This is a genomic window from Cellulomonas denverensis (assembly GCF_012396125.1).
GTDB classification, from domain to species: Bacteria; Actinomycetota; Actinomycetes; order Actinomycetales; family Cellulomonadaceae; genus Cellulomonas; species Cellulomonas denverensis.
Genome location: NZ_JAAXOX010000002.1, coordinates 492,395 through 513,594, shown reverse-complemented (window position 1 = coordinate 513,594; position 21,200 = coordinate 492,395). Strand labels below are relative to the sequence as shown.

At 72.9% G+C, this 21,200-nt stretch carries 18 protein-coding genes; 9 read left to right on the top strand and 9 right to left on the bottom strand.

The window, feature by feature from the left end:
* Positions 1-49 precede the first annotated feature (49 nt).
* Positions 50-544: a glutathione peroxidase gene (locus tag HGA03_RS06385; RefSeq protein WP_168629389.1), complete on the top strand. Its 495-nt coding sequence runs from the start codon at positions 50-52 to the stop codon at positions 542-544.
* Between the two features lie 17 nt (positions 545-561).
* The gene (locus HGA03_RS06380) at positions 562-1,161 is read left to right on the top strand and encodes a DinB family protein (RefSeq protein ID WP_168629388.1); all 600 of its coding nucleotides are present in this window, start codon (positions 562-564) and stop codon (positions 1,159-1,161) included.
* A gap of 235 nt (positions 1,162-1,396) precedes the next feature.
* On the opposite strand, the gene HGA03_RS06375 is transcribed toward HGA03_RS06380, so the two are convergent.
* The gene (locus tag HGA03_RS06375) at positions 1,397-3,013 is read right to left on the bottom strand and encodes an MFS transporter (RefSeq protein ID WP_168629387.1); all 1,617 of its coding nucleotides are present in this window, start codon (positions 3,011-3,013) and stop codon (positions 1,397-1,399) included.
* A gap of 140 nt (positions 3,014-3,153) precedes the next feature.
* Between HGA03_RS06375 and HGA03_RS06370 the strand changes: the two genes are divergently transcribed.
* On the top strand, positions 3,154-3,573 hold the full coding sequence (locus tag HGA03_RS06370) for a GNAT family N-acetyltransferase (RefSeq protein WP_168629386.1): 420 nt from the start codon (positions 3,154-3,156) through the stop codon (positions 3,571-3,573).
* A gap of 4 nt (positions 3,574-3,577) precedes the next feature.
* On the opposite strand, the gene HGA03_RS06365 is transcribed toward HGA03_RS06370, so the two are convergent.
* Positions 3,578-4,618, bottom strand: coding sequence for a LacI family DNA-binding transcriptional regulator (locus HGA03_RS06365; protein ID WP_239073611.1), 1,041 nt, complete (start codon positions 4,616-4,618; stop codon positions 3,578-3,580).
* 179 nt (positions 4,619-4,797) lie between these two features.
* Here HGA03_RS06365 and uriH point away from each other — a divergent pair, with 179 nt between their 5' ends.
* A complete protein-coding gene (gene uriH, locus HGA03_RS06360) occupies positions 4,798-5,745 on the top strand; it encodes a uridine-preferring nucleoside hydrolase UriH (RefSeq protein WP_168629384.1) in 948 nt (315 codons plus the stop codon).
* A complete protein-coding gene (gene uriT, locus HGA03_RS06355; RefSeq protein WP_444542209.1) occupies positions 5,742-7,145 on the top strand; it encodes a uridine transporter UriT in 1,404 nt (467 codons plus the stop codon). Before uriH ends, uriT begins: the two co-directional genes overlap by 4 nt.
* A gap of 41 nt (positions 7,146-7,186) precedes the next feature.
* Here uriT and HGA03_RS06350 read toward each other — a convergent pair whose 3' ends face one another.
* Positions 7,187-8,578, bottom strand: a complete 1,392-nt coding sequence (locus HGA03_RS06350; RefSeq protein ID WP_168629383.1) for an MFS transporter — start codon at positions 8,576-8,578, stop codon at positions 7,187-7,189.
* Between the two features lie 412 nt (positions 8,579-8,990).
* Between HGA03_RS06350 and HGA03_RS06345 the strand changes: the two genes are divergently transcribed.
* The 4 genes from HGA03_RS06345 to HGA03_RS06330 all read left to right on the top strand — a co-directional run bounded on the left by HGA03_RS06345 (position 8,991) and on the right by HGA03_RS06330 (position 14,685).
* A complete protein-coding gene (locus HGA03_RS06345; RefSeq protein ID WP_168629382.1) occupies positions 8,991-10,916 on the top strand; it encodes a glucose PTS transporter subunit IIA in 1,926 nt (641 codons plus the stop codon).
* A gap of 1 nt (position 10,917) precedes the next feature.
* Complete coding sequence (locus HGA03_RS06340; RefSeq protein ID WP_168629381.1) at positions 10,918-12,396, top strand: glycoside hydrolase family 1 protein; 1,479 nt, start codon at positions 10,918-10,920, stop codon at positions 12,394-12,396.
* Positions 12,397-12,407: 11 nt separating this feature from the next.
* Entirely contained in the window at positions 12,408-13,307 is a 900-nt protein-coding gene (locus HGA03_RS06335; protein ID WP_168629380.1) for a PRD domain-containing protein, read from the top strand.
* A gap of 181 nt (positions 13,308-13,488) precedes the next feature.
* On the top strand, positions 13,489-14,685 hold the full coding sequence (locus tag HGA03_RS06330) for a hypothetical protein (RefSeq protein ID WP_168629379.1): 1,197 nt from the start codon (positions 13,489-13,491) through the stop codon (positions 14,683-14,685).
* Between the two features lie 61 nt (positions 14,686-14,746).
* Here HGA03_RS06330 and HGA03_RS06325 read toward each other — a convergent pair whose 3' ends face one another.
* From HGA03_RS06325 to HGA03_RS06300, 6 genes are read right to left on the bottom strand one after another with little or no spacing between them, the layout of a single operon-like run.
* Complete coding sequence (locus HGA03_RS06325; RefSeq protein ID WP_168629378.1) at positions 14,747-15,211, bottom strand: VOC family protein; 465 nt, start codon at positions 15,209-15,211, stop codon at positions 14,747-14,749.
* A gap of 29 nt (positions 15,212-15,240) precedes the next feature.
* Complete coding sequence (locus HGA03_RS06320) at positions 15,241-17,100, bottom strand: phosphoenolpyruvate carboxykinase (GTP) (RefSeq protein WP_168629377.1); 1,860 nt, start codon at positions 17,098-17,100, stop codon at positions 15,241-15,243.
* Between the two features lie 36 nt (positions 17,101-17,136).
* The gene (locus HGA03_RS06315; RefSeq protein ID WP_168629376.1) at positions 17,137-18,384 is read right to left on the bottom strand and encodes an MFS transporter; all 1,248 of its coding nucleotides are present in this window, start codon (positions 18,382-18,384) and stop codon (positions 17,137-17,139) included.
* A gap of 19 nt (positions 18,385-18,403) precedes the next feature.
* Positions 18,404-19,207, bottom strand: a complete 804-nt coding sequence (locus HGA03_RS06310; protein WP_203767703.1) for a maleylpyruvate isomerase family mycothiol-dependent enzyme — start codon at positions 19,205-19,207, stop codon at positions 18,404-18,406.
* Positions 19,204-20,091, bottom strand: coding sequence for a fumarylacetoacetate hydrolase family protein (locus tag HGA03_RS06305; protein ID WP_168629375.1), 888 nt, complete (start codon positions 20,089-20,091; stop codon positions 19,204-19,206). The genes HGA03_RS06310 and HGA03_RS06305 overlap by 4 nt, the downstream gene beginning before the upstream one ends.
* On the bottom strand, positions 20,088-21,197 hold the full coding sequence (locus HGA03_RS06300; protein ID WP_168629374.1) for a cupin domain-containing protein: 1,110 nt from the start codon (positions 21,195-21,197) through the stop codon (positions 20,088-20,090). The genes HGA03_RS06305 and HGA03_RS06300 overlap by 4 nt, the downstream gene beginning before the upstream one ends.
* Between the last annotated feature and the right edge of the window lie 3 nt (positions 21,198-21,200).

The window sequence follows — 21,200 nt, the reverse complement described above, 5'->3', positions numbered from 1 at the left end:
CGTGGACCCGCCCTCGACGGACCCGCCCGGCGGTGCGATGCTGCCGGACATGCGCCTCGACGACATCCCGGTCCGGACCCTGCGCGGCGAGGAGACCACCTTCGGCGCGATCACGGCCGGCCGGCTCGCCCTGGTGGTCAACGTCGCATCCCGCTGCGGCCTGGCACCCCAGTACGAGCAGCTGGAGGCGATGCACCGGGAGTACGGCCCGCGCGGGTTCACCGTGGTCGGGGTGCCGAGCAACCAGTTCCTGCAGGAGCTCGGCGACGCCGACGCGATCGCGGAGTACTGCTCGACGACCTGGGGCGCCACCTTCCCGATGCTGGCGAAGACCCCGGTGAACGGCCGGCACGCGCACCCGCTGTACCGCGAGCTGACCCGGGCGCCGGACGACTCGGGCAAGGCGGGCCGGATCACCTGGAACTTCGAGAAGTTCCTGGTCGCCCCGGACGGCAGAGTGCGACGGTTCCGGCCGCGGACCCGGCCGGACGCGCCCGAGGTGCTGGCCGCGGTGGAGGAATTGCTGGTGCCGTCCGGCCGCTGACCGAGCATCCTGACCCGATGGACGCACCGACGGACGCCAAGCAGACCCTGCACGACTACCTGCGCCGCCAGCGTGCCGCGCTGCTCACCAAACTGGACGGGGCCGGGGAGTACGACGCACGCCGCCCGCTGACCGACAGTGCCACCAACCTGGCCGGGCTGGTCAAGCACACCGCCAGCGTCCAGCTCGGTTACCTCGGCGAGGTCTTCGACCGGCCGTCCGACGTGCCGCTGCCCTGGTTCGCCGACGACGCACCGCCCAACGCGGACATGTGGGTCCCGGCCGACGAGACGCTGGACTCGGTGCGTGCGCTGCACCACGCCTCGGCGGCCCACGCCGACGCGACGATCGAGGCGTTGCCGCTGGACGCCCGGGGCCGGGTGCCGTGGTGGGGCCCGGACCGCGCGGACGTGACGCTGCACCAGATCCTGGTGCACCTGATCGCCGAGTTCGCCCGGCACGCCGGGCACGCGGACATCCTGCGGGAGTCGATCGACGGGCAACTGGGCAACCGCCCGGACGACCCGAACCTGCCCTTCCACGGTGACGCGCAGTGGCGGGCATACCGCGACCAGGTGGAACGGGAGGCCCGCCGAGCTGCCGGCCTGCCGGAGTGACCGCGGTTCCCGGCCGGGCGTGACCCAGGCGCACGACCCGGCCTGGCGTGCCCCGGCGCGGGACCCGGAGCGGGGCGCATCACCGCGGCCTGGGATCACCCGGCGGGGCTCCCGGCCGGGCGTGAGCGCACCAGGCCGGTCCGCGCTCCGCTCACCCGGAGTCGCTCACCCGGAACCGCTCACCCGGAGTCGCACACCCGGAACCGCTCACCCGGAGTCGCTCACCCGGAGTCGCTCACCTCGCCGGGATCTCCCCGGCCCGGTACCGCGGCAACCGGCTGGCCGGCACGATCGCCGTCGCACTGATCCCCGCCAGGATCAGCAGCCCCAGCCGCAACGTGTCCAGCCGCGCGGTCTCGTTCAGCGCGACCGCCGCGTCGACCTGCGCCGGGCTCGCATCCGTCCGGGCCAGCACGGCGCGCAGGTCGTCGTTGCTGACGAAGTCGATGCTGTCCAGGTCCACCTGCGCGACCAGCCGGGCGGGCAGTTCGGGGTGCTCGATCACGGCCCGGCCGACGGTGGCGCTGAGCAGGGTGACCAGCACCGCCCCGATGATCGCGGTGCCGACCGCCGAGGCGAGGTTCTGGGTGGTGCCGCGGATCGCCCCGACGTCGCCGGCGAGCCGGGCGGGTGCCGCGGTGACCAGGACGTTGAACACCAGGGTGACCAGCGCGCCCTGGCCGAGCCCGAACACGATCAGCCCGGCGATGGTGGGCAGCGTCTCCCAGTTGTTGGTGACCACGAACGCCAGCCAGGTCAGCGCCACCGTGGTGAGGATGAAGCCGGTCATGCCGATGGTGCGCGGCGGGTAGCGGCGGTAGAACCGCACCACCAGGGTGGCGGTGAGGAAGACCGTGAGGTTGAAGGGCATCATCGCCAGCGCGGTGTCGAACGGGCTGCGGCCCTGGACGATCTGGATGTAGAGCGGGACGGTGAAGTTCAGCGCGGCTTCCAGGGCGACGACGATGAACATGGCGTAGACAGCGGCGCGTTCGTTGGGCGAGGCGAGCACGTCCAGGTCGACCAGGGCGGGCCGTCCGGCGGCGGCGCGGCGGCGGGTGCGGCGGAAGAACAACTGGCCGAGCACGATCCCGGCCAGGATGAGCGCCAGGGCGGGGGACAGGCCGAGGGCGGTGAACGGCGCGCCGGGTGCGGCCAGCACCACGCCCCAGGTGCCGAGGTTGTTGAAGCCAAGAGTGAGCAGGGTGACCGCGGAGCCGATCAGGGCGGCGGCGACCGGGTCGATCCGGATGCCGGGGTCGCCGGGGGCAGCCCGCAGGTGGCGGCTGAGCAGCAACACGACGACGGCCAGGGTCAGCACGATGCCGAACACCGGCCGCCAGCCGACCAGCGTGCCGAGCACCCCGCCGAAGAAGAAGGCACTGATCCCGGAGGCGGCCCGCGCGGACCCGAGCGAACCGACCGCGGTGGCCTGCTGGGCGCCGTGGTAGTTCTCGGCGATCAGGGCGACCAGTGACGGCACGATCACCGCGGCGGAGGCCCCGGCGAGGGCCTGCGCGGCGATCGCCCACTCCACGCCGGGGGACAGGATCATCAGCACGGCGGAGAGCGCGAACACGACGACGGCGCAGCGGAACATCCGGACCCAGCCCAGCCGCTGCCCGACCTTGGCGCCGGTGAGGACCAGGGACGCGACGGCCAGGCCGTAGACCACGATGGTGGTGCTCACGGCGGTGGGCGGGGCGCCGAAGTCGTCGACCATGCCGCCGATCGACACCGGGAGGGCGGCCAGGTTGAAGGCCATCAGGACCTGGGCGAGGAACAGGCAGCTCAACGGCCGCCAGGAGGCTCGAGCCGCGTGGCCGGCGGTGCGCAGGTCGGTGTCGGGCATCGCGTCTCACTCCCGGTCCGGGTGGCGGAGCATGGCCTGCACACTGTGGCCCCGCGCGGCCCGGGCGGCAACGGCTCGCCGCGCCCGGCCTCGCGCAACTGCCTGGACGCGCCGGCCGTCCGCGTGGTCGGGTGTGGGCCATGACCGACATCTGGCGTCTCGAGGACCGGTTGCCGTCACCCGCCGAGCACCGCCGGCTGGCCGAGTCGGTGGGCTGGCACGCCGCCTTCGACTGGGCGTCGCAGCCGGCATCGCTGGCCGGGTCGACGCTGGGCGTGGTCGCGGTCGACCGGGACGGCACGGCGATCGGGATGGCCCGGGTGGTCGGTGACGGCGTGAAGTACTTCTACGTCCAGGACGTGGTGGTGGACCCGGCGGAGCAGGGCCGGGGGATCGGCCGGGCGATCCTGGACCGGGTGCTGTTGCGGGTGCGCGAGCTGGCGCCGGCCCCGCCGTTCGTGGCGCTGTTCGCCACCACCGACGGGATGCCGCTCTACCGGTCGCTGGGCTTCGAGGCGGGGGACATGGTCGGCATGTTCCAGGTGATCGACCGGGGCTGACCGGTCAGCGCGCGGTCGAGCCCCGGACCACCAGGTGGGCGGGCAGCATGTCCGGCGCGGCCGGCGCCCGACCCTCGATCAGGGCGCGCAGGTGTCCGGCGGCGGCCAGGCCGAGCTGGTGTGAGGGCAGTTCGACGCTGGTCAGGCCGGGCTGGGTGAGCGCCGAGTAGGGCAGGTTGTCGAAGCCGGCCAGCGCGAGTTCGCCGGGGATCGGCACTCCGAGGCCCTGCATGGCGTGCAGCACGCCGTAGGCCTGGGTGTCCGAGGCGGCGACCACCGCGGTGACCCCGGCATCCCGCCAGCCGGGCCAGGCGTCGACAGCGGCCCGGGAGGCGGCGGCGCTGTCCACCACGGAGGCGGGGGTCGGCCCGGCCAGGACCCCGCCGCCGGCGGCCAGTTCCTCGCGCAGGGCCTCGCGGCGCAGCACGAAGGTCTCGGTGCCGGTGACCGCGTCCAGGTAACCGATCCGCCGGTGGCCGCGGTGCAGCAGGTGCCGGGCGAGCTGCCGTGCCCCGGAGGCGACGTCCAGGTCGACCGACGGGGCGACGCCCTCGGTGGAGGGCGCGTCGATCAGCACCAGTGGGGCGTGCACGTCCAGGTCGCGCAGGAAGCGCACGTTCGGGGCGTCCACCAGCAGGCCGGCGGGGCGCAGGGCGAACAGGGCGCGCACGTCCTCGGGCCGGGGGACGCAGCCGACGTCGGTGGCGGACAGCAGCAGCTGGTAGATGGAGCCCAGCGCCTCCTGCGCCCCGGCGATCACCCCGGCGAAGAACGGGTTGGCGATGTCGGGGGCGACCAGGATCACCACGTCGCCGGAGCCGCGGGACAGCGAGCTCGCGGCGCGGTCGACCACGTAGCCGAGTTCGGCGATCGCCGCCTCGACCCGGGCGGCGATCTGGGGGGAGACCCGGCCGGCGGTCTTGCCGTTGACGACCAGGGAGACGGTGGCGGTGGAGACCCCCGCGTGCCGGGCCACCTGGACCGCGGTGACGGGCCGGCGGCGCTCGATGGTCTCGTCCCCCGTACCCGGTGCCGCGCTGCTCACCCCTGGATCGTAGCGTGTGACGTTAAGCGCTTGACGTCGCATGCTGAGCCGGGCCATGATCGGCGCGCACACCGGGTCGACCGCACCCCCGAGCGCCGCACCGCGCGGTAGGGGGATCCCGGAGTCGCACCCTGTGCCGGTCGCCGACCGGCTCCCCGATGACGTGGAGGCACCCCCTGATGGCAGAACGGATCATTCTCGACTGCGACCCCGGTCATGACGACGCGATCGCCCTGCTGCTGGCGCACGGCAGCCCGGCGATCGACCTGCTCGCCGTGACGACGGTCGCCGGGAACCAGACCCTGGAGAAGGTCACCCGCAACGCGCGAGCGGTCGCGCGGATCGCGGACATCACCGGCATCCCGTTCGCGGCCGGGGCGGACCGCCCGCTGGTGCGCGAGGTGGAGACCGCCCCGGACATCCACGGCGAATCCGGGATGGACGGCCCGGAGCTGCCGGCCCCGTCGCTGGCACTCGACCCGCGGCACGCAGTGGACCTGATCATCGACACCGTGATGAGCCACGACCCGGGCACCATCACCCTGGTGCCGACCGGCGCGCTGACCAACATCGCCCTGGCCGCCCGCAAGGAACCGCGGATCATCGAGCGGGTCCGCCGGGTGGTGCTGATGGGCGGCGGCTACCACGTGGGCAACTGGAGCCCGGTCGCCGAGTTCAACATCAAGATCGACCCCGAGGCCGCGCACATCGTGTTCAACGCCGGCTGGGAGGTGGTGATGGTCGGCCTCGACCTGACCCACCAGGCGCTGGCCACCCCGGAGGTGGTGGAGCAGATCGCCCAGATCGGCACCGGCCCGGCCCGGTTCGTGGTCGAACTGCTGGAGTTCTTCGGCGAGATGTACCAGGAGGCGCAGGGCTTCGAGCACCCGCCGGTGCACGACCCGTGTGCGGTCGCCTACGTGATCGACCCGGAGGTGATGACCACCCGCACCGTGCCGGTCGACATCGAGCTGACCGGCACCCTGACCCTCGGCATGACCGTCGCCGACTTCCGTTCGCCCGCGCCGGAGGACTGCCGTACCTCGGTGGCGGTGGACCTGGACCATCAGCGGTTCTGGGATCTGGTCACCGACGCGCTGGTCCGGATCGGGGAGGTCCGGCCGTGACCGTCACCGCCCCGCGGGTGCGCCTGGCGCCCCTGATGACGGCGCTGCTCGCCGCCTGCGTCGCCTTCCAGCTGAACGCCTCGATGCTCAGCCCGGTGCTGGTCACCATGGCGGACGAACTCGGCACCGACGACGCCTCGATCGGGCTGTCGCAGACCATGTTCTTCACCGGTGCCGCACTGTTCTCCCTGTTCCTGCCCCGGCTGTCGGACATCGTCGGCCGCAAGCGGGTGCTGACCTGGATGCTGGCGGTGATGACGGTCGGCACCGTGCTGGCCGCACTCGCCCCCACCGTGGAGGTGTTGTACGTCGCCCGGATCATCCAGGGCGTGTCCGGACCGGTGGTGCCGCTGTGCCTGATCATGCTCCGGCACGAGATCGCCGACCCGAAGACCTACGGCACGCTGATGGGCGTGGTCACCGCGGTGAACGGGGGCATCGCGGGCGTCGACGCGCTGGCCGGTGGGTTCCTGGCCGCGAACTACGGCTTCCGCTCGGTGTTCTGGACCATCGCGGTGGTCGCGGTGATCGGCACCGTGCTGGTCGCCCGCTGGGCGCCGGAGTCCCGGCCGTCGGCGGGCACCCGGATGGACTGGATCGGGGTGGCGCCGCTGGTGCTGGCGATCGCGCTGCTGCTGACCGGGCTGAACGAGGCCGGCAAGACCACGGACGCGAACTGGTTGCTGGTCGGCGGCCTGCTGGTCGGGGCGCTGGTCGCCCTGATCGTGTTCTGGCTGGTCGAGAAGCGGCAGGCCGAGCCGATGATCGCCCCGGCGCACCTGCGCCGCCGGTCCACCTGGGCGGTGCTGCTGACCACCCTGCTGACCATGACCGGGGTGTTCGCCACCGTGAACGGGCTGGTGATGTCGCTGGCGCAGAACGGCGACATCGGCTTCGGGCTCGGCGCGGACACCGCCTCGCTGCTGTTCCTGACCCCGTACGCGCTGGTCGGCTGGGCGGTCGGGCCGTTCGCCGGGCGGTTGGCGCCGACCTGGGGCTATCGCACGGTGCTCCGGATCGGGTTGGCCGGCACCGCGGTCGGCATGCTGGTGATGGCGCTGCTCGGCCTGCACTCGCTGCCGGTGCTGATCGCCACCACGGTGTTCCTCGGCATGACCTACGCCGGGATCAGCAACATCATGCTGAACGGCCTCGGGGTGGTGCTGGCCCCGGCGGACAACCCCGGGGTGCTGCCCGGCCTGAACGCCGGGGCGTTCAACCTCGGCGCCGGGGTGAGCTTCGCGGTGCTGCCCGCGGTCCAGCTCCTGGTCAGCCCGGACGGCGACTCCACCTCCGGGTACCTGGCCGGGATCGTGGTCGGGCTGGTGTTCGTCGCCCTGGCCCTGGCGACCTCCTTCCTGATCCCGCGCCCGGCGGACGGGGAACTGACCCGGGCCTGAGCGAGGGCGGCGCCCCGGGCCCCCCGGGGCGCCGCCACCGCTCAGTGCTGGGCCCGGGCAGCCAGCAGCCGCCGCTCGTCGGTGTCCACCAGCGCCAGGAACCCGGCGGTGACCAGGCAGCAGGCGATCAGCAACCCGAAGGTCCAGTTCCAGCCGAAGTGCTCCACCACCAGGCCGATCCCGGAGGAGGCCAGCGTGGCGCCCAGCACGTAGCCGAACAGCCCGGTGAAGCCGGCCGCGGTCCCGGCGACGTGCCGCGGCGACAGGTCGAGCGCCTGCAGCCCGATCAGCATCACCGGGCCGTAGATCAGGCCGCCGATCACCGCCACCGTCACCAGCGACACCCACAGCGGGGTGCTGGTCGGGGTGAGCCAGTAGACCGCGGTGGCACCGGCCACCGCGAGCATGAACGCGATGCCGGTGTGTGAGCGGTTGCCGCGGAACACCCGGTCCGAGACCACCCCGCACAGGATGGTGCCGACGATCCCGGCCAGCTCGAACACGGAGAACCCGGCGATCCCACCGGACAGCGAGGCGCCGCGCTGGGTGGCCAGGTACACCGGCGTCCAGCTCAGGATCCCGTAGCGCAGCGCATAGACGAACACGTTGGCCAGCGCGAGCAGCACCATCGTCCGGTTGGTGATCACGTGCTTGACCACGATCCGCCAGTAGCTCATCCCGGCCTCGGACTCGTGGTCGGGGGCGACCTTCGGCGGGTCGTCGCGGTACTCCTCGATCGGCGGCAGGCCCTGCGACTCCGGGGTGTCCCGGATGGTGAGGAACGCGATCACCGCGACCGCCAGGGCGGCCAGGGCGGGCAGCCAGAATGCCGCGGTCCAGTCGTCGCCGGTCAGGTGCAGCCCGGCGGCGGCCAGCACCCCGACGAAGAACCCGCCGACGTTGTGCGCGACATTCCAGATCGCGGTCTTCAGCCCGCGCTCGCTGGTGGAGAACCAGTGCACCAGCACCCGCCCGCTGGGCGGCCAGCCCATGCCCTGCACCCAGCCGTTGATGAACATGGTCACCGCGAAGGCGGCCAGCGTCGCGGACAGCACCGGGATGAACGCCAGCGCCAGGTTCGCCACCGCGGACAGCGCCAGGCCGATCGGCAGGAAGTACCGGGCGTTCGACCGGTCGGAGAGCATCGCGCTGAAGAATTTGGACAGCCCGTAGGCGATCAACACCGCATTGGTCACGAAGCCGACGCCGACCGTGCTGAGTCGGCCCTCGTCGATCAGCAGGGTGGCGACCAGCGGGATGTTGTTCCGGATCAGGTAGAAGCCGGCGTAGCCCAGGAAGATCCCGGTGAAGACCTGGACCCGCAGCCGGGGGTAGCGCCGGTGCACCTCGGTCTCCGGCAACCGGGGCGCCGGTGGTGGCGCCGCGAGCCAGGACCGTCGGCGGCTGGTCGGGTGGGCGGCGGAGTTCGTCATCGAATCCCTTGTCGTCGCGGATGGAACGGATGGTGCGCGGCTGAGACGGCTGATTCCGGGCGACCCGGAGCCTCACGGACGGTAGGTGGGTGACGAAAGTCCTGGCCAGGGGCCTGAACGCATGTGCACGAACGACTGCCGCCCGCCTCGCCCGAAACCGGATGAACCGTCTGGGTAGCGCGGCCGGGATGCGACAGGTGTGCGGTGCTCGGTGAGTGCTGCGGCACCCAGACCCCCTTGCCGCCGGGTCCCGGTACTGGCTACCGTGTGCCCCGACGAAGCCATCAGGCCGTAACCGAGACATCGGGCGAGACCTGGGATCCGAGTCGTGCTGAGCGATCGCACGACGCGGGACCCGGGTCTTTTTTGTTGCCTCGACACGATCAGGCTCGACACGATCAAGGAGGATCGGATGAGCACGCGGAACGGATCCGGGACCGAGCGCGCGGAGGCCGTGCTGGCCGCCGTGGGCGGACCGGAGAACGTCGTCCAGGCATGGCACTGCATCACCCGGCTGCGGTTCACGGTCCGGGACCGGGCCCGGGTCGACCTGGACCGGTTGCGCGACACCGCCGGGGTGGCCGGCGCCCAGTTCAGCGGCGACCAGCTCCAGGTGATCATCGGCACCGACGTCGAACGCGAGTACCGGGCGCTGGCGGCACGGCTGGGGGAGTCGGCGGCCACCGCGGACGCCCCGGCGACCGCCCGCCGGGGCTGGGCCCGGTTCGGGCCACGCCGGATCGCCGACCTGTTGCTGGAGACGCTGTCCGGGATCTTCACCCCGATCCTGCCGGCGATCGTCGGTGCCGGGCTGCTCAAGGGGGTGCTGGCGCTGCTGGTGCAGCTCGGCTGGCTGACCGAGGGCGGCGAGGTCGCCGCGGTGTGGGACATCGTCGCGGACGGCACGTTCTACTTCCTGCCGTTCCTGGTCGCCGCCTCCGCCGCCAAGCGGTTCGGCACCGACCTGTCGCTGTCGATGGCGGTGCCGGCCGCCCTGCTGTACCCGACCCTGGTCGAGGGCGCGGCCCTGATCGGCGAGGGCGGGGCGGAGGGTCTGGCCTTCGGGCCGTGGCAGGTGCCATTCGTCACCTACTCCAGCGCGGTGATCCCGCCGATCCTCGGGGTGTACCTGCTCAGCTGGGTGCACCGCGGCCTGACCCGGGTGATCCCGCCCGCACTGCGGATCGTGGTGGTGCCGCTGGTCAGCCTGGTGGTGACCATCCCGGTGGTGCTGGTGGTCCTGGCACCGCTCGGGCACTACGCCGGCGGCTACCTCAGCGAGGGCAGTCTGTGGCTGTTCGACCACGGCGGGGTGCTCGCCGGGGCGCTGCTGGGCGGGCTGATGCCGCTGATCGTGCTCACCGGCATGCACTACGCCTTCTTCCCGGCGACCTTCCAGACCCTGGCCAGCCGCGGCTACGACGTGATCCTGCTGCCGTTCAACCTGGTCGCGAACCTGGCGACCGCCGGGGCGACCATGGCGGTGGCGATCCGGCACCGGCGGCTGCGGTCGCTGGCGATCTCCACCGGGCTGCCGGCCTTCCTCGGCATCACCGAGCCGGCGATCTACGGCGTCACCCTGCGGCTGAAGCGGCCGTTCTACTTCACCCTCGCCGGTGGCGCGGTCGGTGGCGGGTACGCGGCGCTGTTCGGGCTGAAGTGCTTCGGCTTCGCGGTCCCCGGGTTGGCCTCACTGCCGCTGTACGTCAACGCCGACCACCCGGCCAACATCCTGCACGCGGTGGTCGCCGTCGCGCTGTCGTTCTCGATCGCCTTCGGCCTGACCCTCGCCTTCTGCCGTCCGGAGCCGGAACCGGCCGGTGACGAGCCGGACCAGCCGGTCGGGACGCTGGCCGCCCCCCTGGCCGGCCGGGTGCTGCCGCTGGCCCAGGTGCCCGACCCGACCTTCGCCGACGGGCTGCTCGGACCCGGCGTGGCCGTCGACCCGACCGGTGACGTGGTGGTCGCGCCCTTCGACGGGACGGTCGAGGTGCTGCCCGGCACCGCCCACGCCCTCGCGCTGCGCAGCACCGGCGGCACCGAGGTGCTGATCCACATCGGCCTGGACACCGTCGGACTGGAGGGTGCGCCGTTCCGGGCGCTGGTCGCCCAGGGCGACCGGATCACCCGCGGCCAGGAGCTGATCCGCTTCGACCGGGCCCGGATCGAGGCCGCGGGGTTGAGCCCGGTCACCCCGGTCGTGATCACCAACGCCGCCCTGATCGGCGAGGTCCGGCCCGCCACCGGGGCCACCGAGGTCGCCACCGGCAACCCGCTGCTCACCCTGCCCGCCATCGACGGACATCCCGCCATCGACACCACCCGAGGAGCTCACTGACATGACCGACATCACCCGCACCTTCCCGGAGTCCTTTCTGTGGGGCGGTGCGACCGCGGCCAACCAGATCGAGGGCGCCTTCGACGCCGACGGCAAGGGGCTGTCCACCTCGGACCTCGCCTTCCACCGGGCCGACGTGCCCAATGGTGCGGACAACTTCACCTTCGACGTCACCGCCGAGGAGTTCGACCGGGCGCTGGCCGGCCAGGACACCGGGCCGCACCCCAAGCGGTGGGGGATCGACTTCTACCACCGGTACGCCGAGGACATCGCACTGTTCGCCGAGATGGGCTTCACCACGTTGCGGATCTCGATCTCCTGGCCGCGGATCTTCCCGACCGGGCTGGAGGAGGAGCCGAACGAGGCCGGGCTGGCGTTCTACGACCGGGTGTTCGACGAGTTGGCCCGGCACGGCATCACCCCGGTGGTCACCCTGTCCCACTACGAGATGCCGGTGGAACTGGTCCGCCGGTACAACGGCTGGATCTCCCGCGACCTGATCGACCCGTTCGTCCGGTTCGCCACCACGGTGTTCCGCCGGTACCGGGACACGGTGCCGTACTGGATCACCTTCAACGAGATGAACATGAACCTGGTCAGCGTCTACACCGGCGCCGGGGTGCTGGCCGAGCGCTGCAACCGGCCGGTGCGCGAGGTGGCGTTCCAGGCCTCGCACCACCAGTTCCTGGCCAGCGCGCTCGCGGTCCGGGCCGGCCGGGAGATCCTGCCGCCGGAGGCCCGGATCGGCTGCATGATCAACCGGCACGAGTACTACGCCGCCTCCACCCGCCCGGCCGATGCGCTCCGGGCGCTCAAGGACGACCAGATCAACCTGTTCTACAGCGACGTGCAGGTGCGCGGGGAGTACCCGGGCTACCTCCGGCGCTACCTGGCCGACCAGGGCATCCGGCTGGACGTGGCAGAGGGCGACGACCAGGTGCTGCGGGACGGCACCGTCGACTTCGTGGCGTTCAGCTACTACATGTCGCACCTGTCCCAGGACCGGCCGGGTGCGGATGCCGAGGTCGGGCACTTCGTCGGCGGGGCCAAGAACCCGCACCTGGAGCTGACCGAGTGGGGTTGGCCGATCGACCCGGTGGCGCTGCGGATCTCGCTGAACCGGATGTGGGACCGCTACCGGGTGCCGCTGTTCCTGGTCGAGAACGGGCTGGGCGCCCAGGATGTGCTGGAGCCGGACGGCCGGGTGCACGATGACTACCGGATCGACTACCTGCGCCGGCACCTGCTGCAGGTCCGGGAGGCGATCGCGGACGGGGTCGAGGTGATCGGCTACACCTCCTGGGGGCCGATCGACCTGATCTCCTGCGGCACCTCGCAGATGTCCAAGCGCTACGGCTTCATCTACGTCGACCAGGACGACCGGGGCGAGGGCACCCTGGACAGGATCCGCAAGGACTCGTTCCACTGGTACCGCGAGGTGATCGCCTCGCGGGGCGCCAGCCTCGACCAGGATCGGTGATCGGTGCGCAGATGCTCGTCGTCCGGAAGGTCCTGAACAACAGCGTCGTGCTCTGCACCGACGACCAGGGACGGGACTGCGTGGCCACCGGCCGGGGGATCGCCTTCCTGGTGCCGGTCGGTGGCACGGTCGACCCTGCCCTGGTGCAGCGGCTGTTCGTCGCCGCGGACCCGGACAGCGCGGACCGGCTCGCCGCCCGGATCGCGACCCTGCCCGCCGAGGTGGTCGCGCTGGCCACCGCGATCGGGGACACCGCCGGGCAGGAGTTCGGCGACCAGCTCGCCGAGCGCCTGGTGGTCCCGCTGGCCGACCACCTGGACGGCGCACTGGAGCGGGCCCGGGCCGGGGTGACCATCGACTACCCGCTGCGCTGGGAGACCGAGGCGTTCTACCCCGGGCAGGTCCGGTTCGCCCGGTCGGCACTCGGGCTGATCGAGCGGGAGACCGGGGTCCTGCTGCCCGAGGTGGAGGCGATCCCGATCGCGCTGCACCTGGTCAACGCAGAGCTCGGCACCACCTCGGTCGGCGCCACCCTGGACCTGACCCGGGTGGTCGCCGAGTCGCTGGCCCTGATCGAGGACCGGCTGGGCACCGGCGTGCCGGCCGGGCACCCGGCGGTCGCCCGGTTCGCCGCGCACATGCACCACCTGGTCGGCCGGCACCGGGCGACGGGGCCCGATCCGACCCTGACCGCCTTCCTCCGACCGCTGGCCGACCGCCGGCCGGAGGTGGCCCGGTGCGCCCACCGGATCGCCGTCCTGCTGCGCGACCGGCTGGGCGAGGAGCTGGACGAGCAGGACGAGCTGCTGCTGGTCCTGCACATCACCCGGCTGATCGCCGACAGCGGTGGCCCCACGAACCCGGGTGGGCACCCCGCGACTGAGGTTGATAACCCCGCGAATGGCCACTGAGCAGCACGTATACCGCAAAGGATCGGCACAGGCCGGTCCCGGTGACCCCTACCGTCGACCCGCCCACGGCTCTGGCTGGTCCGGCCCGGACCAGCCGGGACGCGGGCGGCGACGGGGACGCCCTTGATCCCCGTCCGTCCCGGAACCATGCCCGGCCGCCGGGCCGACGGAGGACTGAGTGATGAAGGTTCGTACCGCACGCGCTGGGGGTGCGCTGATCGCGACGATGCTGGTCGCGCCCCTGGGCGCCGGTGTCGCCGCGGCCGAGGCCGCCCCGGAGCCGACCCCCGCGGAGGTGAGTGACACCCAGGCGGTGGAGCCCGACGCCGAGGCCACCACCGAGGCGGCCGAGTCCCCGGCGGAGGTGGCGGCCGAGCAGGAGGAGGCCGCCGATCCGGCCGCGGAGTCCGGCGACCAGGTGCAGGTGGCCGAGAGCCCGGCCGCCACCCCGGCGGCCGAGGCGACGACGCCGACCGGCCCGGCGGCCCGGGTCGCCCCGGTGGGGGTGGAGCTGAACGGTCTCACGGTGGACGCGGTGATCAACCCGATGTCCCAGCCCTGGCACTCCTCCGGGGTGTACTCCGCGGTGCTGACCATCAACGACGTGATCGGGCTGGACAGCTCCGGCACCGAGTACCCGGGCATGGCCGCGGACGTGACCTACACCTACAACCTCAATGGTGGCGCCCAGGCCTCCTTCGTTCCGGCCGCGGACGGGACGTTCCTGGTGGACGGGCTCACCGAGGGCACCAACGTGGTCGGCCTGCGCGTCGCCTACCAGAACACCGTGGGCGCCATGATGGAGGCGGCCGCCACTCTGTCGGTCAGCCCGGTGGTGCTGACCCAGGCCGAGACGGTGACCCAGGTCTGGCAGGACACCGTCACCCCGGCCGGCACCTACGAGCAGACCCTGTACCAGGGTGAGACCGTCACCACCCTGGCTCCGGCCGGTGCCTACCAGGCGGGCGAGCAGATCACCCTGTTCGTCTTCGACGCGGCCGGGGTCGCGGTGGACACCCTCACCCTGACCGCCGCCGCGGACGGCAGCCTGAGCTACGCCTACCAGGTGCCGGCGGACATGGTCCCGGCGGACTACCTGCTGTACTTCGAGGGCGCGGTCAGCGGCGAGGTGTACTCGCTGCTGCTGCACGTGCTCGAGCTGCCCGCGGGTGCCGCGGTGCCGGACCCGGCCGCCCCGGTCACGGTCACCCCGGTCGACGTGGCCGCCGGGACCGGTTCGCTCAGCCCGACCAGCACGCTGGCCGCCACCGGTGCCGACCCGTCGATGGGCCTGCTGATCGGTGGCCTGGCCACGGTCGCGGGTGCCGGGATGGCGGTCGGCGCCCGGGTGCTGCTCCGTCGCCGGTCGCAGGCCTGAGTCCTCGCACCGGGACCCGGACACCCCAGGGGTGTCCGGGTCCCGTCGTCTCCTGTCCCGCTCAGCGCGGCCGCTGGTCGTCCACCGTGAAGCCCGGCCGCTCCTGCCGCTCCGCCAGCGTCTCCAACTCCTGGAAGAAGGTCACCTGCCACCCGGCCGGCCCCTGCACCCGGGCGTTCAGCGACCGGAACGGTGTCCGGACCGGCGGCGCGAGCACCTCGGCCCCGGCGGACTCGGCGGCGGCCACCGCCTGGGCAGTGTCCTCGACCTCCAGCGCCAGCCGGAGCGTGGGCCCGGTGGCCGGCGGCATCCCCTCCACCTGGTCGATGGCGCGGGCGTGCGCGGGACTGGCCAGCTCGATGGTGGCGATCCCGGCGTGCAGGATCGCCACCCGGTCGTCGCCGGAGGTGGCGAAGGCCGCCTGTTCGGGCATGCCGAGGGTGTCGCGGTAGAAGGTCAGCGCCTGATCGACGTCGTCGGTCTCGATGATCAGGCGGAGCTGGCGCGGGGCGGGTGTCGTCGACATGCGGACCAGGGTGCACGCCGCCCCGGGAGTCAGCGAGCCGCGAGCCGCCGCTCCAGTGCGTCGAGTTCCCGGGTCAGCTCCGGCGGCACCCGGTCCCCGAGCCCGGCGAAGAACTCCCGGACCGCCGCGACCTCCTGCTGCCAGGCTTCCAGGTCCACGTCGAGCAGCCGGTCCAGGGTGCCGGGCGGCAGGTCGAGGCCGGTGATGTCGAGGGCGCCGGGCGCCGGGACCAGTCCGACCGGGGTCTCGACCGCCTCGGCCCGGTCCAGCACCCGGTCCGCGATCCAGGCGAGCACCCGGCTGTTCTCCCCGAAGCCGGGCCACAGGAACCGGCCGGCGGCGCCGCGCCGGAACCAGTTGACCTGGAACACCCGCGGGCGGCGGGGGCCGAGCCGGGCGCCGAGGGCGAGCCAGTGCGTCCAGTGGTCGGCCAGGTGGTAGCCGGAGAACGGCAGCATCGCGAACGGGTCGCGGCGCACCTGACCGAGCGTGCCCTCGGCGGCGGCGGTCCGCTCGGAGGCCATGGTCGCCCCGGCGAACACCGCGCGCTCCCAGGTCGGCGCCTCGGCGACCAGCGGCACGGTGGTGGCCCGGCGGCCGCCGAACAGCACGATGTCCACCGGCACCCCCGCCGGGTCGTCCCAGGCGGAGTCCAGGGTGGGGCAGCGCTGGACCGAGACGGTGAACCGGCTGTTCGGGTGCGCGGCCGGCCGGTCGCAGTCCGGGGTCCACTCCTGGCCGCGCCAGTCGATCAGGTGGGCCGGCGGCTGGTCGGTCAGGCCCTCCCACCACACGTCGCCGTCGTCGGTCAGCGCGACGTTGGTGAAGATGGTGTCCCGGGCGATCATCTCGACCGCCACCGGGTTGCTGTCCGGCCCGGTGCCCGGTGCCACGCCGAAGAACCCGGCCTCCGGGTTGATCGCCCGCAGCCGCCCGTCGGTGCCGGGGCCGCCCGGCCGCATCCACACGATGTCGTCGCCCAGGGTGCGGATGGTCCAGCCGGGCAGAGTGGGCCGGATCATCGCCAGGTTGGTCTTGCCGCAGGCGGACGGGAAAGCGCCGGCCAGGTGCAGGTCGTGGCCGTCCGGGGTGGTCATCCGCAGCAGCAGCATGTGCTCGGCCAGCCAGCCCTCGTCCCGGCCCATCGCGGAGGCGATCCGCAGCGCGAAGCACTTCTTGCCGAGCAGCGCGTTGCCGCCGTACCCGGAGCCGAAGGACCAGATCTCCCGGTCCTGCGGGAAGTGCACGATGTACTTGTCCGGGTGGGACGGCCAGGGCACATCCGGGCGGCAGCTGCCGTCGGGGGCGATCAGCGGCCGGCCGACCGAGTGCATCGCCCGGACGAACTCCCCGTCGGTGCCCAGGCTGTCCAGCGCCTCCCGGCCGACCCGGGCCATCAGGTGCATGCTGACCACCACGTAGGGCGAGTCGGTGATCTCCACCCCGATCTGGGTCAGCGGGGAGCCGATCGGCCCCATGGCGAACGGCACCACGTACAGCGTGCGCCCGGTCATCGCCCCGCGGAACCGGTCGTCCAGTTCCGCCCGCATCGCCGCCGGCTCGCGCCAGTTGTTGGACGGCCCGGCGTCCTCCTCGCGCTCCGGGCAGACGAAGGTGCGGCCCTCGACCCGGGCCACGTCGTCCGGGGTGGAGCGGGCCAGGAAGCTGTTCGGGCGGCTGAGCCGGATGAACGTGCCCTGGTCGACCAACTGGTCGCAGAGCCGGTGGTACTCCGCCGACGAGCCCTCGCACCAGACCACCGCGTCCGGCTGGGTCAGGGCGGTCATCTCCTCGACCCAGGCGGCCAGGCCGGGGTGCCGCAGGGTGGGCGCGGGTCCGCCGAACACGTCGGTGACCGGGACGGGGGGCAGGGGGGAGGTGGGAGTCATGGCCTCTCTCTCGCTCGGGGGGGGGGGGGTGCCGGTTCAGCGGCGGGGGGTGGTGGTGGCGAGGACCGCGGGCACCGGGTCGTCGTAGCGGGCCCGGAACCGGGTGGCGATCACGATCAGCACCAGGCAGGCGACCAGTGCGCAGCCGCCGAACAGCAGGAAGTTGGAGTTGACGCCGAGTCCGGCGGCCAGCAGCCAGCCGCCCACCTGGGGTGCGGCGACCGCGCCGATCCGGCCGATGCCCAGCCCCCAGCCGAGGGCGGTGCCGCGCAGGTTGTCCGGGAAGTAGGTGGAGATCGCGGCGATGATCAGGCACTGGGTGCCGTGGGTGCCGATCCCGGCCAGCACCAGGATCAGGTAGACCATCCCCACCGACGGGCCGGTCAGCAGGAGCAGCAGGGCACCACCGGCCAGTCCGGCGGCGACCGCCGCGGTCCGCACGGTGCCGAACCGGTCGCCCGCCCAAGCGGTGACCACCGAGCCGACGATCGCGCCCAGATTGAGCGCCAGGGCGAACAGCAGCGCCGAGCCCAGGTCGTAGCCGGCCTCCTGCATCAGGTTCGGCAGCCAGGTGCCCAGGCCGTACCAGGCGGTCAGGGTGACCACGGTGGCCACCGCGAACAGCACCGAGATGGCCAGGAAGGGTGGCCGGAGCAGGGTGAGGAACCCGGCGGCGTGCTCCCGGTGCACCACCGGCCGGCTGCGGGGCCGGTCGTCGGGCAGCACCCGGATCGCGACCGGCACCAGGACCAGCAGCGGGATCAGGGCGAAGGCGAACATCGGCCGCCAGCCCCACCGGTCGATCACGCCCAGGCCGATCAACGCCGCCGCGGAGCCACCGAGCGGGACGCCGGACATCATCAGGGTCGCCACCGCGCCGCGCCAGCGCCGGGGGATCAGGTCCGCGGCCAGCGCGTTCGCACTCGGCACCAACCCGCCGAGCCCGAGACCGGCCAGGAACCGCAGCAGGCCGAACAGCCAGGGTGCGTGCACCAGGGCGCAGGCGGTGGTGAAGACCGACAGCACGATCGCCGAGGCCAGGATCGCCCGCTTGCGGCCGATCGAGTCCGAGATCCGGCCGACCACCAGCGCGCCGACCATCATGCCGAGGAAGGCGAGCGAGCCGATGGTGCCGGCCTCGGCGGCACCCATCGACCACTCGGCGCGCAGCGTGGCCTGCACGGTTCCGTAGACGATCAGGTCGTACCCGTCGAAGACCACGAACAGCCAGGCGATCAGCACCGGCGCCAGCGCGGACCGGCGGGGGAGAGTGACGGAGGACATCGATGTCCTTTCGGTGGGGTCAGAACCAGCGCGGGAGGGCGGGCAGGTCGGCCCGGTCCAGCACCTCGGTGCCACCGGCCAGGGTGAGCCGCCGGGCACCGCGCCCGGTCAGCCAGCGGACCAGGTCGGCGGTGCGGCCGCGGATCACCGGGCCACCCGCGTCGCCGACGGTGACCCGGTGCACCCGGTCGGTGGGGTCGAGTACCAGGGACACCGCCTCCTCCCGGCGGTCCCAGGCGGCGATCACGTCCCCGAGCAGGGCGTCCAGCACCTCGGGTGGGAAGTCGAGGTAGGAGCCGCCGGCGTCCAGGTCGACCGCGTGCACCCAGACCTCCCGGGTGCGCATCCAGGCGGTCTCCTGCACCGGCACCGCACGGCCCTGGACGGTCCGCACCTCCTGTTCCCACTCCGCGCCGCGCAGGTCGCGCCACTCCACGTTGAGGTGCACCTCGGAGTGCAGGAACAGGAATCGCAGCGCCCGGCTCGGCAACGTCGACCCGAAGGCGATCTCCCGGTCCCGCTGCTGCCTGCCGGTGTACATCGGGTGCTCGATCCCGGTGCGGGCCCACTCGGCCAGCCGGGCCAGCGCCCGGGCGTTGTAGCCGACGTGGGCGATCAGGTGCCGCCGGCTCCAGCCGGGCAGCAGGCTCGGCTGGTCCAGCTCGGCGTCGGTCAGCGTGTTCAGCTGCCGGGCGAAGTAGGCGGTGCCGCGCCGGGCCCAGGACAGCGTGGTCGCCGGCGCCGCCGGGTCGTCGTACCGGGCGCCCGTGCCCTGTCGCTGCCGGAGTTCCTCGGCCGCCTCGTGCTCGGTCATCGCGGTCATGTCGCACTCCCGTAGCCCGGGGTGACCGGCTCGGCGATCACCCGGTTCACCTGGCCGCCCAGTCCGGTGATCGACGTGCGCAGCACCTGCCCGGGCCGCAGGTACTCGGCGGGCCGCCGGGCGTGGCCGACCCCACCGGGGGTGCCGGAGGCGATCACGTCGCCGGGGTTGAGGGTGACGATGGTGGAGATGTCCGCGATCAGCGCCGCCGGGTCGAAGACCAGGTCGTCGATCCGGATCCGCTGCACCTCGCGGTCGTCCACCGTGGTGACCAGTTCGGCCTCCGGGCGCAGTTCGTCCGGTGTGGCCAGCAGCGGTCCGATCGGCGTGCTGTTCTCCCAGGTCTTGCCGGCCAGCCACATCGGGCTGCGGTACTGCCAGTCCCGCATCGTGACGTCGTTCAGCACCGCGAAGCCGGCGATCGCGGCCCGGGCCTGGTCCGGGGAGGCCCGGCGCACCCGGCTGCCGACCACCACGGCGAGTTCACCCTCCCAGTCGACCTGGGCGGACTCCGGCGGCAGGGCGATCGGGTCGTGCGCGCCGATCAGGGCCTCGGGGTACTTGGCGAACAGGGTGGGGTGGTCCGGGATCGGCCGGCCCATCTCGGTGATGTGGCTACGGTAGTTCAGCCCGACGCAGACGATCTTGCCCGGGCGGCCGATCACCGGTGCCAGGTCGGCGCCGCCCAGGTCGATCCGCTCGCCGGTGGTGGCGGCGGTGGTCAGCCGGCCCTCCCGGATCAGGCCGTCCAGGTCGGGGGCGTCCAGCAGCTCGCCGGCCCAGCCGTCCAGCGGGTGGCCGGTGCCGCGGCTGAGGGTGGGGTCGGGGATCGCCCGGACCGCGCGGGTGCCGCCCTCGGGCAGCCGGATCGTGCTGAACCTCACCGGTCACCGCCCTCGATCAGCACCCGGTCCAGGTGCAGCTTCTCGATCAGCGGGTGGTCGCTGAAGTGGAACAGGTCGAACTGGGTGTCGGCCTGCAACGACCAGCTGCACCAGGACGGCACGCAGAACATGTCGCCGGTGGCCAGCTGGTGCTCGGTGCCGTCCAGCACCACCGACCCGTCGCCCTCGAACACCTGGAACACCGAGGAGCCGACCTCCCGGCGCGGCGGGGTGACCGTCCCGGCGCGCAGCCGGTGGAACTGGGCGCGCAGGGTCGGCATCACGTCGCCGCCGGTGGTGGGGTTCACGAACCGGACCCCGGCGTGGCCCTGCTCGACGGTGGCGGGCTTGCCCTCGGCCTCCAGCAGCAGCTGTTCGGTCAGCGCCCGGTCGGTGTGCTCCCAGCGGTAGGCGGCGATTGGGGAGTTCACGGTGTCCTGCAGCCCGGACAGCGGGCGCAGGCCGGGGTGCGCCCACAGCCGCTCGGCCCGGGAGAAGTTCGGGGTGGCGTAGTCGGTGACCCGTTCCGAACCGAACTCGAAGAACCCGGTGTCGATGGAGTGCGCCAGCGGGATGTCCAGCCCGTCGATCCAGGCCATCGGCTCGTCGGTCTCGTTGTGGTGGCCGTGGAAGTTCCAGCCCGGGGTCAGCAGGAAGTCGCCGCGGCTCATCCGCACCGGGTCGCCGTTCACCACGGTCCACACCCCCTCGCCCTCGACCACGAACCGGAAGGCGTTCTGCGAGTGCCGGTGCTCGGGGGCGGTCTCCTTCGGGCCGAGCCACTGGATCGCGGCCCACATGGTCGGGGTGGCGTAGGCGGCCCCGCCGAGCCCGGGATTGGCCAGACCGATCGCGCGGCGCTCGCCACCCCGGCCGACCGGGACCAGCTCGGCGGAGCGGGCCGCCAGCGGGTGCAGCACCGACCAGCGCCAGACGTGCGGCACGGCCCGGGGGCTGGGCACCTCCGGCATCAGGTCGCCGAGCTGGGTCCACAGCGGGTTCAGGTGCGCGGCCGCGAAGCCGGCGTACATCGCGTCCAGCTCGGGCGAGGTCTCGCCCATCATCACGTTCGTTCCGGTGTCGCCGGTGTCCTCGACGATGCTCATGAT

Excerpts from the sequence above, each read along its gene's own strand:
- HGA03_RS06385 (WP_168629389.1), top strand. The coding sequence starts at position 50 with ATGCGCCTCGACGACATCCCGGTCCGGACCCTGCGCGGCGAGGAGACC.
- HGA03_RS06380 (WP_168629388.1), top strand. The coding sequence starts at position 562 with ATGGACGCACCGACGGACGCCAAGCAGACCCTGCACGACTACCTGCGC.
- HGA03_RS06375 (WP_168629387.1), bottom strand. The coding sequence starts at position 3,013 with ATGCCCGACACCGACCTGCGCACCGCCGGCCACGCGGCTCGAGCCTCC.
- HGA03_RS06370 (WP_168629386.1), top strand. The coding sequence starts at position 3,154 with ATGACCGACATCTGGCGTCTCGAGGACCGGTTGCCGTCACCCGCCGAG.
- uriH (WP_168629384.1), top strand. The coding sequence starts at position 4,798 with ATGGCAGAACGGATCATTCTCGACTGCGACCCCGGTCATGACGACGCG.
- HGA03_RS06350 (WP_168629383.1), bottom strand. The coding sequence starts at position 8,578 with ATGACGAACTCCGCCGCCCACCCGACCAGCCGCCGACGGTCCTGGCTC.
- HGA03_RS06345 (WP_168629382.1), top strand. The coding sequence starts at position 8,991 with ATGAGCACGCGGAACGGATCCGGGACCGAGCGCGCGGAGGCCGTGCTG.
- HGA03_RS06340 (WP_168629381.1), top strand. The coding sequence starts at position 10,918 with ATGACCGACATCACCCGCACCTTCCCGGAGTCCTTTCTGTGGGGCGGT.
- HGA03_RS06335 (WP_168629380.1), top strand. The coding sequence starts at position 12,408 with ATGCTCGTCGTCCGGAAGGTCCTGAACAACAGCGTCGTGCTCTGCACC.
- HGA03_RS06330 (WP_168629379.1), top strand. The coding sequence starts at position 13,489 with ATGAAGGTTCGTACCGCACGCGCTGGGGGTGCGCTGATCGCGACGATG.
- HGA03_RS06325 (WP_168629378.1), bottom strand. The coding sequence starts at position 15,211 with ATGTCGACGACACCCGCCCCGCGCCAGCTCCGCCTGATCATCGAGACC.
- HGA03_RS06320 (WP_168629377.1), bottom strand. The coding sequence starts at position 17,100 with ATGACTCCCACCTCCCCCCTGCCCCCCGTCCCGGTCACCGACGTGTTC.
- HGA03_RS06315 (WP_168629376.1), bottom strand. The coding sequence starts at position 18,384 with ATGTCCTCCGTCACTCTCCCCCGCCGGTCCGCGCTGGCGCCGGTGCTG.
- HGA03_RS06310 (WP_203767703.1), bottom strand. The coding sequence starts at position 19,207 with ATGACCGCGATGACCGAGCACGAGGCGGCCGAGGAACTCCGGCAGCGA.
- HGA03_RS06300 (WP_168629374.1), bottom strand. The coding sequence starts at position 21,197 with ATGAGCATCGTCGAGGACACCGGCGACACCGGAACGAACGTGATGATG.